Genomic DNA, 14257 nt, shown 5'->3' with positions numbered 1-14257 from the left:
CGTGAAAATATTACCTCGGACAGTGCTGAAAATAGCTAGATTATATAAACTGGCGGACGACAATACGCCCGTTAAAGCACTGCGTCGGCTGGAAATTCAAACGGACGAGTCGCACGTTTTTGCGGAATTCATTTTGAATAAGCAGCATTTTGCGCTGCTTTACGGCTCGATTGTTGACGAGGAATCTATTGACGAGCTATGGACGGAAAAACCAGATAACGCCGAGATTTTGCCGAATCCGCTAGATCCGGAATTTATCGAAACACCGTTCCAGGGAAAATATGTCATAATGTTCAAAATTTCGCCAACCAAAGTGCGCTTGGATATTTATTTATCGACCAAATTCGACACGGCAATTTCCCGAAGTCTTTGGCAAAAATACATAAAAGCTGGATATGTTTCGGTCAATAATAAAGCCGTGACGACGCCGAAGTTTGAGGTTGATGAAACTGATGAAATTGCGCTTAATTTGCCAGAAAAAGAGCAGGCGGACGTTGATTTGCCGATTTTATACGAGGATGATGATGTGATTGTCGTCAATAAGCCAAGCGGGCTGCTGACACACGCAAAGGGTGGACTTTCTGACGAGCCGACGGTTGCGGAAATAATTCGCCCCAAAACCTCATTCGCAACGGACACCGATCGTCCAGGAATTGTTCACAGGCTTGACCGCGACACCTCAGGACTACTGATCATAGCCAAAAACCCAGAATCTGCTGCGCATTTACAGAGGCAATTTGCCGAGCGAACAGCCAAGAAAACCTACATAGCGATAACCGACGGCAAGCCAAAGTTGAATGCCGCAAAAATTAACTTGCCGATTGGTCGCAATCCTTCGGCGCCGAGCACGTTTCGCATAGATCCGAACGGTAAACCAGCTCAGACGACTTACCATGTTTTGGCGGAAAATGATACTCAGTCGCTTGTGGAATTGAAGCCGACCACTGGTCGAACTCATCAATTGCGTGTCCATTTGGCTCACTTGAATGCACCGATTCTTGGCGATCGAGTTTACGGAAAATCTTCAGATTGTCGTATGATGTTGCATGCTCAAAAATTAGAGATAACTTTGCCGTCTGGTGAGAGAAAAGTTTTTGAAGCCGCAGTTCCTGACGAATTCAAGAAGTTCTTCCCAGAGGATTTATAGATGTCTGAAGTGATCATATCCGCTCGAGATGCTCAAAAAATCAACCAGATTTCATCGCAATTGCCTCACGCACTTTTGGTGATTGCGGATTACGGACTTGATGGGCTGGGCGTAGCTCAAATACTAGCAAAAAATAGCGATACTTTTCACCTGAAGCCGCTTCCAGAAAAGCAAACCATATCTGTTGATCAAATCCGCGAACTCATCTCTATGCTCCGAACTTACGCCATAAATCGTCGAGTCATTATCATTGACGAAGCTGATTTAATGACCGAACCGTCGCAAAATGCATTCCTGAAAGCACTGGAAGAACCGAATAAAAATACCAATTTTATCCTTGTCGCGAAAAACCTAAAGTTGATACTCGACACTGTTAGATCTCGTTGTCAGACGTTGACGCTTCATAAAACAACATCTGCCCAAGATAAAAAACTGCTTGAAAAGTACAATTTAGACCCAGCTTCCAGCCAACAGATCCTTTTTTTGGCTGCTGGGCGACCATTGCTAATTAAGGAATTAGCGGAAAATCCAGAAAAATTCGCCGAATATCGACAATTAGCCACCGACGCAAAGCAAATTTTAGCCACAAATCGGGAATACGACGCGTTTAAGAATCTCGCCAAATACTTTTCTGACCGCCAAAAAGCGATATTGCTAACGGATATTATAGTAAATATGATTCGCTTTCAGGCTTTATCTCGCGGGATGAATTCGTCGCTTGAGGAGCAACTTGAAAAAACCACCTCTGTTGCGAGCGCGTTAAAATCCAACGCCAACGTCAGGCTGGCACTGACACAACTTGTGATATAATAGTATAGATATGTTTGGATTACTCCTCATTCTGATTTTAATGATTTGGGCGATTTTTTATCATCCGTCAATTAAAGAAACTGGCGATCTGCCAACTAAGATTACTAATAAACTTGATCAGTTATGGGAAATTGCTCAGGAATCGATTCGTGAAAATAAATATTTGCGAGCGGAAAAGGCTTTATTGACAATTTTGCGAGTCGACGAGAAAAACGCCACGGCATACAATCGTTTAGGAATTTTATACGCCAAGCAGCGCGCATATAAAGACGCTATCGAGTGTTTTGAGATTGCCCAGAGTTTGGAGCCAAGTGCTTCCAGCCTTCATAACGTCGGCTTAATTTACTATGAAACAGAGAATTACGAAAAGGCGTCGCTAGCATTTGAGCAAGCACTGGAAATGGAAGATGATTTGGCGGCACGCTACATCGCTTACGCTAAGGTTCAGGAAAAAATAGGAAACACAAAGAAGGTTATCAACGCCCTAGAAAAAGCTGTCGAATTAGAGCCGATTCCTCAGACATTGAAGATTTTAGCGGAAGCGTATGACAATGCTGGACAGACCGAGCTGGCTGAAGAATTGCGTAAGAAAGCCACAAAAATGCTAACTCCGACGACATCATCAAAGAAAGCTGACGCGCCACGTCCACGCCAACAGCGCAAAATACATCAACCACGAAAAATAGTTATGTAAACTCTTGTCACAGAGAGAAAAAATTGATAAAATAAATTCAGTTGCCGCTTTAGCTCAGTTGGCTAGAGCAACGGTTTTGTAAACCGTAGGTCCTCGGTTCGAGCCCGAGAAGCGGCTCCACATCACGCTGGAATCGTGTAGTGGCAATCACAGGAGACTGTAAATCTCCCGCCGTAAGGCTTCGTAGGTTCGAGTCCTACTTCCAGCACCAAGTTTGAATCATCGTCGCCTTTTCGGGCGACTTTTTATAATACTAACAGACTCTTTATAAATTAATCTTCCGCGATAAGGCATCGCGCCACCGCTATCACGCAAGTCTTCAGAAGGGCTATTTCAAAAGATGGTAAGCATTCGTCATACCTTAAATGCTCAATAGAAATAATATATCTGTTAATCTACTGGGTCCTTGTTGTATTAAATAGACTATTGCCAAAACCCTCTTCATGTTGTAAAATAGCGAAGTTGCAGTAATCGCTGTGACTTCGCTCCTTTACAGAGAGGATATTATCATGTCTCGTCAGCGAGACGCCGAGCTTGACCGTTTGAAATCTGCCCGTGAGTCTGCCCGCCAGCGACAGCAGGCAGCCTGGGAAGCTCAGCAAGCAGCCTGGGAGCGCCGCTCCTTGGCTCGTGCAGTCATGAACCGTGCCTGGGAGGCCAAGCAAGCCGCCTATGCAGACCAGCAAGCCGCATGGGAAGCCTACATGTCCATAAAGCTAACCAACGGCCCGCGAATCGAAATCCTGGATAATCAGCAAGAGAAAGCATACCAGGAAATGAAGTCGGCTTTCGAGTCGGCTTCACTAGCCCACGACATGCGCGACGACGCTAGCGCGCGTATGTATGCAAATCAGGGACATGTCCACAAGGCAAGGTCTCAAGCCTTTGCCGCCGAACGGCGACAGCTTGTCTCTGAAATTCGCGCCGCACGTGAGCGGTTCGATGCCGTCAAGCCAGCCTTCTGGTCGGCTAAGGATGAGTTTGCTCGTGCGCAGCAGACATTTCATTCTGTCAGGGCAGAGCACGAACTAGCGGAGGCTGAGTTAAAGCGCGCCAAGGCCGACTTTGAATCATGCGCCAAGGCTTTCCGCTCCAGGCTCGATGAACTGAAGTCGGCAAGCCGAAAGAAGCGTAAGGAGTTGGCCGCAAAGGCTGGAGTTCCGCTTCAGTATCAGGACGATGTATGGATCTCGATGGAGCCGAACGGCAACGTCAACATCTACTTCGGTGGTGTTGACAAGCCTGATGGTCCTGGTCACGGACACTACGTCATGGGTCGAAACGGAGTCGTAACATACAGGCGCGATCCGTTCGCACCGCATGGTGCGCAGAACTTCACCGATGAGCCTGGTGGGGAGCACTGTATGACCGCCGCGCCCGGAGAGATACGCTACCGCTAGGTGTGAGAAACCGCGACAACGACACCAATGATCGCAGTGGAGTGTTCTACGATAGGAATCGCCAGATAGATCTGCATGTGACGCAGTACTACGAAGATAACTACCGCATCTCGTGGAACACCGACGGAGAATCTAACAAAGACCATCACTAGACAAACCAGAGCCTTCCATACGGTCACCCTGACAGACATAATCCACCTGAAGATGCTCGATAGATAGAAAGGAGACGACCGTCCCAGGCTAATATTATATTATTATTAGCCTGGGACTTTTTCATGTTATATAATAACAAATATGAATAATAAGAAGAGCCAATACCCTCAAATGACTTACGAACAAGCAGTCGAGCACTGCAAATATTGGGCAGATCAAATTAGACATGATGGGCTTGACTTATTGACTACTGATTATGGTGCGGCTATTGGAGTTTCCGACCAGTTAGCGTATCCTTTGGAGATGCAGACTTGGATTAATTCACAAGAATATCCTCTCCTGCATAAAGTTTGCGTATACGCTGTTACCGTTGATAATGACCACACCGACAGAGCCTCATGGGAAAAGCTACTCGAGCTAATTGATAAATTATAAGGTCGGAAAATAATATTTTTCTTACGTGGATATTTTTATAGAATTGGTCGCAAGACGCCAGGCTGAGTGCCATTGACTTTTGATAATTTATGTGCTATTATATGGGTATGCTTGAATTTACAAAATCTATTCTGACACTATGGAATAGCGAAAAAAACCAACGATTGAAATTACAATACGCTTACATTATGTTAGCCATAATCGGGCTAGCCGTGGCGGGATTATTGACATTATTTAACGCTTCATCAGCGCACTTGGCGGCATCAGCTTCAGGAATATTGTTCGTTACATTCTTAGTCAATAGCGTAACGTGGGGAATAATAGAGGCATTTGTCACGCCAAAACTACCAAAAGAAGCCAGCACGCCAGCCAAAAAATCCATTCGTAAAAAATAGCCCAGTTGATTAAACATGGCTTAATATGCTAAAATTAAGCCTGTTACGCCGCGATAGCTCAGTTGGTAGAGCGCATCCATGGTAAGGATGAGGTCTCGGGTTCAAGCCCCGATCGTGGCTCCATATGAAACACGGATTCGCAGAGATGCGGATCTTTTTATATCATATAGCTCGAGTCACGGAAGGACTACAAAGCCTTAGTAACTTACTAGCTCCAGCAATTTTTCGTATGAGTTGCAAACTCCATAAATACGATCGCCGTTACTAATCTTTTCGAAGTGCTTTCTGGCGCACTCAATCTTAGCTTTTTCAATACCTTTCACGCCGACATCAAGTTGTCCCTCGCTCACGCCCTTAGTTTCCGCCACAAAGTAAATGTGCTTTACTCCGGATTCATCCTTAAACGCAATTGCCCAGTCTGGATTGTAATTGCCCATTGGAGTATTTATGTAGAATCTCTTTGGAAGTTTCACGTAAACTTCTACTGCATCGCTATTTTCAAGTTCCCTCGCAAAGTTCTTTTCAACTTCAGAATCGTAGCGCAATTTGTCATATAGATGATGATCGGGAGTATCTATGAGGTTGTAGCCATATTCACCGGTAATACTTTCATTGATGAAAATTTCTCCACTGTCCCATTTCTCGTTTAGCTTGTCATATTCAATATGTTTAACTACTGTCGAGGCTTTTTGGTCGTTTATGAGCTGAATTGCATTGTGGATAAACTCTTCAGGATTTGTTTTAAACGAATGAAATACACTCGGTTCAATTCTAGACAAAATGCTTGCTATAGCCTTACGCGTGAGACCCGTACCACCATCGCTATAAGACCTGGAAAGCTCAGAGATAATATCGTATTTAACCGTCTCATTCGCAATTTCAGAAACAGCAATTGGCATGCCGATTTTACTTCTATACATCTCCAATTTATCTTTACCGGCAGTCTTTAACAAACCTTCGGTAATAATAACTTCCGTCTTTGTCACACGCATATTTCTATTAAGAGAATCCACACACCTCTCTATAAGCTCATCGTCGTCAAACTCCACGGTATAATAAGTCTTTTCATTAATACTGTCCCACAGCTCCTTAAACTTCTTAGAGGCGAACTTTTCTTTATCAAGTTCAAGTTTCTCGCTATTGCGATTATTAGTCACAAGCCGCCCACGCTTTGAATCGTAAACAGAAGATAGGATGTTATTAATGTTCTCTGCAAACGGAGCGTACATCTCGCCAACAGCTTCGCGAACTTTTTGAATCTTCTGCTCGTCATTTAACGAATGATATGCATCCGTCAACTGCTTTGAAACCTTGTCAACAAGTCCAGTATTAACCAGTCCCATGTATATATCCGCAGCCGCAGAGTCATCAAGCGTAATGGTCTTTTCGCCACTAGCATCCTGTATTATCTTTCCATTAAACAATGAAGCAGACGCATCCTTTGGGCGCCTTGCAATAATTTCATTAAACTCAGACTGAAGACTATTGGCAAAACTCTCATAACTTTCATTCGCAATGACAGTAAGTATGTTCGTGTCATGGACGAGATTTTCACCGAGAATCTCCGCATCTTGACGAATACCGTTTTGATCTACACACAATCGAAGTCCACGACCAATTTCCTGACGTTTCTTAATTTCAGCATCAGAATCACGAAGTGTACAAATCTGGAAGACATTTGGATTATCCCATCCTTCGCGCAGGGCAGAGTGAGAAAAGATAAATCGCACCGGCTCTTTCAAGTCCAGCAGCTGCTCCTTATTCTTCATAATAAGATCGTACGCCGAAACATCATCAGAGCCGTTACCTTCACGACCTTCCTTACTATTGATGGCGTGACCTTTTTTATCGATAGAGAAGTAGCCGGAATGTATTTCAGACGGGGTAAATTTTTCTAAGTATTTACGAAAATCTGCATTTTCTTCGAATTGAAGCTGCTGATTCAGGTAAATATCTATAGCTTTTGTAAATTCCTCTTCGAATATCTTCGCGTAGGAACCTTTATGTTCACCATTTTCATCATAATATTTATACTTGGCAACCTCATCGATGAAGAATAGAGAAAGGACTTTAATTCCTCTCTTAAAGAGTTTTTGCTCGGTCTCCATATGAGACATAATAGTTTCACGTATTTGAATACGGCGTAGATCCTCAGCATTAGTTTCGCCAATGATTTCACCCTCGTAAATACGAAGCCCATTCTTAAAGTCTACATACCTGTCGCCCTCTCTGGCGTTTATCTCCGTAATTAGATATCCATCATGATACGCCTCCAATTCGCCTGAATGCTTATAGATATCATCGCCCCAGCTAAGAGTCTTCGTTTTACGGCGTATTCCAGTGCCTGCTTTTGAATCAAACTCAAATATAGCCGTAACGGTTGGCTTTTTATTCGGATAAGTATTAATTTTTTGGATATAAATATATCCGTTAGTCGCAGTACCACCCTTAACCGTGATGCCCTTAACTGTAATTTTCTTCACAAGCTGCTTCTGGTAAGCGTCAACAGCGTCCAGACGGTAAACTTTATTAAAATCTTCACGATGAGTCGCGGAATAGTTTAAGAAAAATAGCGGGTTGAAATTGGAGATGGAAGAGCGGGTGATATTCGCTTTTTTACTTGTGCCAATAACACTTTGCGGCTCGTCAATAATTACAATTGGTTTTGTGGCGGCAATCACGTCAATCGGACGACGAGACCGAAAACTATCAAGCTTCATCGTAATACGCTTGGCGTCGGCTCCACGGGCGTTAAAAGCCTGTGTATTAATAATCATGACGTTAATATTTGGATCGCCAGAAAATTGCTCCAGCTCGCTCAGCTTGGAGGAATTGTAAACAAAGAAACGAATCTTCTTACCATAATCTTCAGCAAAATGATCCGCAGTCGTCTGAAAAGTCTTATAAACACCCTCGCGAATCGCAATACTCGGCACCACAACAATAAACTTGCTCCAGCCGTATTGTTTATTCAACTCATACATCGTTTTAATGTACGTATAAGTTTTACCAGTACCAGTTTCCATCTCAATTGTAAACACCGGTCTGTTATTAAGACGCTCAATTTTTGCATTACGGGGAATATTCTGCAGCCCCTGAACTTCATGCAGGTTCTTAATCAATTGAGCGTCTTGCAGGGAAATGTCCTCATTACCAAAGCCATACATATCAACAAAGCTCATGCTGTCACCTTGATCCGCCAGGAATCGATGCTCGGATTTTATTTGCCCGGTAAAAATATCACAGGTCGCTTTAACGGCATCTTCTTGGAATTTTTGGTGCTTGAATCTTAGCTTCATTATATTACCTTAACTCTCGTATCAGGACTAATAATACGGAAGTGCTCAGACAGGTTAATTTTTTCAGCAGAATTCTTAAACGACGAATCCTTAAATGCTGCCGTCAGAGGATTTAATTTGGCAATTTCCTTAACAGTTTCTTCCGGAACTTCGTCATCAAAGCAGGCAATAAGACCGGTATTTTCATCCAAGTAGCCATACATATAAACCGTATTCTCACCAATTTTACGCGTTTCAAGCTTAAGATCAAACGGCAGGGCAGAGGTGTAAATTATGCCGAATAATAAGTCCAGCGGCGTGCGGTCTTTTTTAACGTTATCAATCATGTCAAACATGTCACTCTGATCAATTTCACCCAGTGGCTTACGAATGTTTTCATTATTATTACTGCCGTCAACGCGGAATACACGGAATCCAGTGTCAATGTCCGCTTCTGGATGCTCAGACTTAATTTTCTCCCCAGCACGGCGCAGACGCTCAGCGGTTATTTGGTCAATGGTGTCGTATCCAGCCTTTTTGGCTTCAGATTTTTCATCAGTCTTTTCATCAAGCTGCACGCAAATGTACTGACGCTTTCCGCCATCTTCAGCGTTTAAGTCCATGACGGCATGACCAGTAGTACCAGAACCAGAGAAGAAGTCGAGAACGATATCTTCTTTTAGACTAGAGGTATTAAGCCTAATTAAATCTTCTATGAGTTTTATAGGTTTAGGGTTAGAGAAAATATCACAACCATCAAAAGCCTTTTTTAACCCTAGACTACCATTGGCATTTGCGTATTCACTTTTCATAAAATCAGCCGTGTGAAAGATAAGCTTTTCATCTTTATCTACTAAGGAATTGGTCTTTTCGTCAAATCTTTTGTCGAGATATAGCTGCATTCTAAGAGTATTTCCAGTCTCTACGAGAATGCCTAGGTCAGCAGCCGCCTGCATCCTGTCTTTAGACCAAAGCCATCTGTTTCTAGTACCATCTTTCGTTACTGGAGAATATTTTTTACCGTTATATTCAAAATCATAATCCCCACCCTTCGAATATCCTTGGGTGATGGCAGCTAGAATAGCCTTCGTATCACCTTTTATGTAGCAACCATTCTTGTCTTTTAATATAATTTTATTTGTAAGGTCTCTAGTTATTATGTTATTAAAATCATAGTTATGATTTTTTACATAACACATGACATAGTCATGAGACACGTTCATATATTGTTCTTGTCCAGATCTTTGAGCGGAAGTTAATCTAGGAATTTGGGTAATAAAATTATCTTCACCAAAAACATCATCACAAAGTTTTTTTAAGTTTGCTTGCTCATTATCGTCAATTGAGATAAATATAGCCCCATCATCAGTCAGAAGATTCCTTGCCAGACGTAACCTCGGATACATCATCGACAGCCAGTCTGAATGGAATCTGCCGTTTGCCTTTGAGTTTTCGGCGTACTCGTCTTCAGAGATAATTACATTGCCATCAGAATCCGTAGAATTGTCCTCAAAGTCGGCTTTTTAACCGTAAAATTGTCATGATACACGAAATCATGACCGGTGTTATACGGAGGATCGATGTAAATCATTTTTATTTTACCGAGGTAGGATTCTTGGAGGAGTTTCAGTGCGTCAAGGTTATCTCCAACGATTAGCATGTTCTTTGTATTGTCAAAATCTTTGGAAGCTTCCAAGTCTGGGCGGAGAATTTTATTAATTGGCGCGCCAGCCTCAATAATGGACTTTCGTTTACCAACCCAAGTGAAGTCGTACGACTCATCTTTATCTTCCAGCTTATCCAGCGCTTCACCCAACGATTCAAAGAATTCGCGACTACTTTTCCAGTCTACGCGGTTCAAGTCGATCTTTTCGACGTTATCATTCATAAGATTTCCTCCACGGTTTGTTATAAATATCCTTACCGTAATTATATCACAAAAGCTGTTGTTTTAATCTGTAACGCTCTTCTGCTAGCGACTGCTTCTTACCAAGAGATGGCTCCATCTTAATCTTTCGGTCCAACGCCGCTATTTGTTTCATAATCCTTTCACGTTCTTTCAGAGTCTCAATATCTTCTTTAATGGAATTCGGGAATTTTTCCTTGTTATTTTTATTTGTTGTAGTAAGTTTATCTCCGGCAATTTGACGCACAAAGTTGCTAAAAACTGCATCTATATTAAGTCCATCAATTTTAATGCCCTGAAGCTTCTCGTCATTCCACTTCGTGTAAAAGTAAGTATCCACCTTAACAACGTTCTCATTTTTTTGACTTTGCTCTTTGTAGCAAATGGCGGCTTTTTTAATTGAACCTTTTTCTATAATGAAAAGAATCGGATATGGAATTACTGAATCAATAGTTCTCAAAACTTTTTCTGGAATTTCACCATTTTTAAGCACTATACGAAAAACTTCGATTTCTGCCCACTTTTTTACTGGGAGGTTAATTGTGTTGGGCGCAAGTTTATATTCCCAAATTATTCGAGCAATTTCGCTCTGAAAGAGGTTTTTCGTGGCAGCGTCAATATTCTTATAAAAGTATTCTTTGGCGACAATTTTACCGACCTTTGCGCGTTCTGGAAACGTTATCATTATTTAACCACTAAAAAGTTAATTAACTCAAAGTCATCAAGTCCGGATATTTTATTAGTTAGGGCAGTAGTGCCGCCGGCTTTGAATAAACTTGCGACATCTTTCTCGTCCTTAATCGTTACGATGCTATGAATTGCGTCAGAAAGTAGCTTCGAATATACATCCATTTTCTTACCGTTTTCGGTCTCAAGGTTGAATTTTGCTACCAATTCACGACTTGGAGTGTCTTTTTCTTTACAAAGTAAACGCATTTTATCAAGAAGAGACTTCGGGTTGAGATGATCTACGAATACTTCGCCATCATCTTTAATATAAACAAGGTAAAACGGATGTAGGCGGTTCTGCTTATCAATGTTTACTCCAGAATTGATATTTTTAAGAATATAAATTACGCCAGCTGGAGCCTCATCTTTAATAGCGCCAGCAGTTGCGCTAATGCCAAATGGTATATGATCCGCGTCACCGTATTTCTTATGGAGTTCTTGTAAATCCATATGGAATTCATTAAGTCCAAGATCCATAATTGAAACACCGCTATTCATCTCTTCGAGGTCAACTACTTCTTTCTGAAGTCGCTCAAGCTGCTCCTTCCTGTATTCAAGTTCTGGATCTGTATTTTCAAGCACATCGCCGCCAGCGCCAGTGATAGAAATAAGTTTTGTGCGATTTTCCACGCGTGCTCTAAGGTTTATGTATTCGTCGAGGTCGACATTTGGCCAAAAGTTCACCAACTGAATCTGTTTATTATCCGACCCGATTCGATCAACACGACCAAAACGCTGAATAATACGAACTGGGTTCCAGTGGATGTCGTAGTTAATTAAATAGTCGCAATCCTGCAAGTTTTGACCTTCTGAAATACAGTCAGTGGCAATGAGAATGTCAATATCCTTATCAGCGAGAGCAGCCCCAAACGCGTCTCGATTCTTCGACTTCGGACTAAAGCAGGTTAGGATGCTATTAAAATCTTTTGCCACTCCCGCACAATTGGTTTCTGGATTCCTACTGCCAGTAATAACCCCAGTATTTAAGCCAAACTTATCTTTAATGGCGCCTGATATTTCACCATATAAATAATCCGCTGTATCAGCAAACGCCGTAAAGATAACAATTTTCTTATTATCGCCGTTAATCGGATTTTCAAGCTTTTCTTTAATAACTTTTTCAAGCTCACGCAGCTTAAGGTCGTGATCTGGAGTAATGAGACGGATTTTTTCGATAAGTTCGGACAATACTTCGTGATCATCAGAGAGTTTTTGGCGCCAAGAAATGCGATCCATATCACCAAGTTCAATCCTCAGGTCTTTACCAACTGTATAATCTGAGTCATTGTCATCCTCGTCAATCTCGTTAATTTGCTCCATGACATTACCAAAGTTGAATTTTGTCGTACGACCTTGCTCGAATCGGTCTATATTGTCCATTGTGTCAGCTATGAGATTATCAAGGCGCTCAACCGTTTCACGGAACGCATACACCGAACTTTCCGCACGCTTCAAGAGGTTAGTTATCATAAGAATGTTTCGACCAGCTTCACGGTTCTCCCACGACTTACCCTGGGATGAATTCAAGTCAACGTATTTTGCTAATTTTGATTTGTGCACAAATTTGAGCGGAGTATAAATCTGGAGATTCAGTTTATCAATATATTCAAACAGCGTGTTAAAGTCTATGTCCTCGAGGTCGGTTAGGTTAGGGCGATAACTTTTCGGCGCGAGTCTTTCAGGGAACTTACCGAGGTTTGTTTCATTATAATATTTTTCGATATGCTTTCTGGAACGAGCAATCGTAACACTATCAAGCAGATCAAAAAAGTCAAAGCTAAGCATCTCCAGAAGTTTCTCGGTCGTGCGATTCTCTGGATCAAGCTCAGACCAAGATTTGAAGGCGTTATTTGCATCACGGAATATTTTCTCGAGTGAACCCCCGACTTTAAGCTTGCCAGAAAGTTCATATTCATTACCGCCGCTCGCAATCATCAGCTGGTTCTTAAGGTCGGTAAAATCTATATTCACCGGAGTAGCAGACAACATCAAAACCTTCGTGTTCACTCCAGCCTTAATGATTTTTCGAATAAGTTTACGGTAGCGATTCTCGTAATTTTTATCACTTTTACGAGTACTATGTTCGCCATTACGGAAGTTGTGCGACTCATCAATAACCACCAAGTCATAATTGCCCCAATTGATGAGACTTAGATCGATTCCATTAGAAGTGCCACGCTCACGACCAAGATCCGTATGATAAAGAACATCGTAATTCAAGCGGTCATCAGCCAAAGGATTATTCTTATAATTGCCCTTAAAAGTATTCCAGTTGTCACTTAAACGCTTCGGACAAAGAACAAGAACTCGCTGGTTTCTGGATTCAAAATATTTAATAACACCTAGCGCAGAGAACGTTTTACCAAGACCCACGGAATCGGCAAGTATACATCCACCATAACGATTAAGTTTTGTAATGCATCCAACTACGGCGTCACGCTGGAAATTGTAAAGCATATTCCAGACCTTAGATTGCTTGAAGCCAACAGCTTCATTAGGAAGCGAGGCGTCATCGATGTCTTCAAGGAATTCACTAAAAATATTATAAAGCGCAATAAAATAAATAAACTCTGGCGAATTTTCTTTGTAAGCTGCCGTAATATTTTCAAGCACGGCATCAGTTACGTCAGCCAGGCGATCTTCATCATTCCACACTTCATTGAAAGTGTTAATGTACTGTTCTGTCAACGGAGCATGAACTTTAATTATCGTAGAATATGCGTTATTGCCTCGATCTTCACCTAGTTCGGCAGTAGTGAAGTTTGCAAACGGACTATAAGTAGCATCTCCCTCAGGACTTTCTATATTCATAAATGGAGACATCATTTCATTGGAAATATTTGAGCGAAAATGCGCTTTCTTACGAATCCAATCCGCACACTCCTTAGCTATTGCTTGTTGATTAAGTTCGTTTCGAAGTCGAACTTCAAAGTTGGTGCCATAAAGAGAGCGCTCGCGATTGAGTCTTGGGATATAAAACTCGCGAGCTTCTTTTGGAGCTTTTTCTTTTGTAAATGTTTCTCCCGTAAAAAGAAAATGAAATTCATCGACAGAGTTTAATTCTTTCTTTAAGGCTTCAAATGCATAAATAGAGAAAGAAGCTGCTGCTATAGAAACCTTACTACCTTTTTTAATTGTCGTTTTTAAATCATCAATTACTTTTCTATTGACGTTGTCTAAAAATTCTGGCGCCTTTGGTGTCTCTGAAGACTCTTTGTTAAATAGACCCATTTGAGTTTTTCTCCACGGTTAAATTACAAGCTATCCTTATCTTAATTATACTATAAAACGACCACCAAAAGTTTGGCTA

Annotated in this window: 9 protein-coding genes, 3 tRNA genes and 1 pseudogene; 9 read left to right on the top strand and 4 right to left on the bottom strand. The window is 41.8% G+C overall.

Annotated elements, in window-relative coordinates; translation table 11 throughout:
• The first annotated feature begins 1 nt into the window (after position 1).
• The 9 genes from LRM46_RS03045 to LRM46_RS03005 all read left to right on the top strand — a co-directional run bounded on the left by LRM46_RS03045 (position 2) and on the right by LRM46_RS03005 (position 5157).
• Positions 2–1147, top strand: coding sequence for an RluA family pseudouridine synthase (locus LRM46_RS03045; protein ID WP_243812974.1), 1146 nt, complete (start codon positions 2–4; stop codon positions 1145–1147).
• The gene (locus LRM46_RS03040; protein ID WP_243812973.1) at positions 1148–1957 is read left to right on the top strand and encodes a DNA polymerase III delta subunit-related protein; all 810 of its coding nucleotides are present in this window, start codon (positions 1148–1150) and stop codon (positions 1955–1957) included.
• Between the two features lie 10 nt (positions 1958–1967).
• Positions 1968–2651 (top strand): tetratricopeptide repeat protein, encoded by a 684-nt coding sequence (locus LRM46_RS03035; protein ID WP_129745405.1) that lies wholly within the window; start codon positions 1968–1970, stop codon positions 2649–2651.
• A gap of 43 nt (positions 2652–2694) precedes the next feature.
• A tRNA-Thr gene (locus LRM46_RS03030) sits at positions 2695–2771 on the top strand.
• A 6-nt stretch (positions 2772–2777) separates the two neighbouring features.
• A tRNA-Tyr gene (locus LRM46_RS03025) sits at positions 2778–2862 on the top strand.
• A gap of 298 nt (positions 2863–3160) precedes the next feature.
• A complete protein-coding gene (locus LRM46_RS03020; RefSeq protein ID WP_243812972.1) occupies positions 3161–4051 on the top strand; it encodes a hypothetical protein in 891 nt (296 codons plus the stop codon).
• A gap of 294 nt (positions 4052–4345) precedes the next feature.
• Positions 4346–4639: a hypothetical protein gene (locus LRM46_RS03015; RefSeq protein WP_243812971.1), complete on the top strand. Its 294-nt coding sequence runs from the start codon at positions 4346–4348 to the stop codon at positions 4637–4639.
• A 107-nt stretch (positions 4640–4746) separates the two neighbouring features.
• Complete coding sequence (locus LRM46_RS03010) at positions 4747–5034, top strand: hypothetical protein (protein WP_243812970.1); 288 nt, start codon at positions 4747–4749, stop codon at positions 5032–5034.
• Between the two features lie 47 nt (positions 5035–5081).
• Positions 5082–5157: transfer RNA gene (locus LRM46_RS03005), tRNA-Thr, on the top strand.
• A gap of 74 nt (positions 5158–5231) precedes the next feature.
• On the opposite strand, the gene LRM46_RS03000 is transcribed toward LRM46_RS03005, so the two are convergent.
• The 4 genes and pseudogenes from LRM46_RS03000 to LRM46_RS02980 all read right to left on the bottom strand — a co-directional run bounded on the left by LRM46_RS03000 (position 5232) and on the right by LRM46_RS02980 (position 14178).
• The gene (locus LRM46_RS03000) at positions 5232–8333 is read right to left on the bottom strand and encodes a restriction endonuclease (RefSeq protein ID WP_243812969.1); all 3102 of its coding nucleotides are present in this window, start codon (positions 8331–8333) and stop codon (positions 5232–5234) included.
• Positions 8333–10128: pseudogene (locus LRM46_RS02995) on the bottom strand (site-specific DNA-methyltransferase). Before LRM46_RS02995 ends, LRM46_RS03000 begins: the two are co-directional and overlap by 1 nt.
• Before the next feature lie 118 nt (positions 10129–10246).
• A complete protein-coding gene (locus LRM46_RS02985; protein ID WP_243812966.1) occupies positions 10247–10903 on the bottom strand; it encodes a DUF4391 domain-containing protein in 657 nt (218 codons plus the stop codon).
• Entirely contained in the window at positions 10903–14178 is a 3276-nt protein-coding gene (locus tag LRM46_RS02980) for a helicase-related protein (RefSeq protein WP_243812965.1), read from the bottom strand. The genes LRM46_RS02985 and LRM46_RS02980 overlap by 1 nt, the downstream gene beginning before the upstream one ends.
• Between the last annotated feature and the right edge of the window lie 79 nt (positions 14179–14257).

This window comes from Candidatus Nanosynbacter sp. HMT-352 (genome assembly GCF_022819345.1).
In the GTDB taxonomy this organism is placed as follows: domain Bacteria; phylum Patescibacteriota; class Saccharimonadia; order Saccharimonadales; family Saccharimonadaceae; genus Nanosynbacter.
Note: the sequence above shows the minus strand (reverse complement) of the source record. Positions and strands in the feature narration are given on the sequence as shown.

Coding starts and splice junctions, on each gene's coding strand:
- LRM46_RS03010 (WP_243812970.1), top strand. CDS start 4,747: ATGCTTGAATTTACAAAATCTATTCTGACACTATGGAATAGCGAAAAA.
- LRM46_RS03020 (WP_243812972.1), top strand. CDS start 3,161: ATGTCTCGTCAGCGAGACGCCGAGCTTGACCGTTTGAAATCTGCCCGT.
- LRM46_RS03040 (WP_243812973.1), top strand. CDS start 1,148: ATGTCTGAAGTGATCATATCCGCTCGAGATGCTCAAAAAATCAACCAG.
- LRM46_RS03035 (WP_129745405.1), top strand. CDS start 1,968: ATGTTTGGATTACTCCTCATTCTGATTTTAATGATTTGGGCGATTTTT.
- LRM46_RS03000 (WP_243812969.1), bottom strand. CDS start 8,333: ATGAAGCTAAGATTCAAGCACCAAAAATTCCAAGAAGATGCCGTTAAA.
- LRM46_RS03015 (WP_243812971.1), top strand. CDS start 4,346: ATGAATAATAAGAAGAGCCAATACCCTCAAATGACTTACGAACAAGCA.
- LRM46_RS02980 (WP_243812965.1), bottom strand. CDS start 14,178: ATGGGTCTATTTAACAAAGAGTCTTCAGAGACACCAAAGGCGCCAGAA.
- LRM46_RS02985 (WP_243812966.1), bottom strand. CDS start 10,903: ATGATAACGTTTCCAGAACGCGCAAAGGTCGGTAAAATTGTCGCCAAA.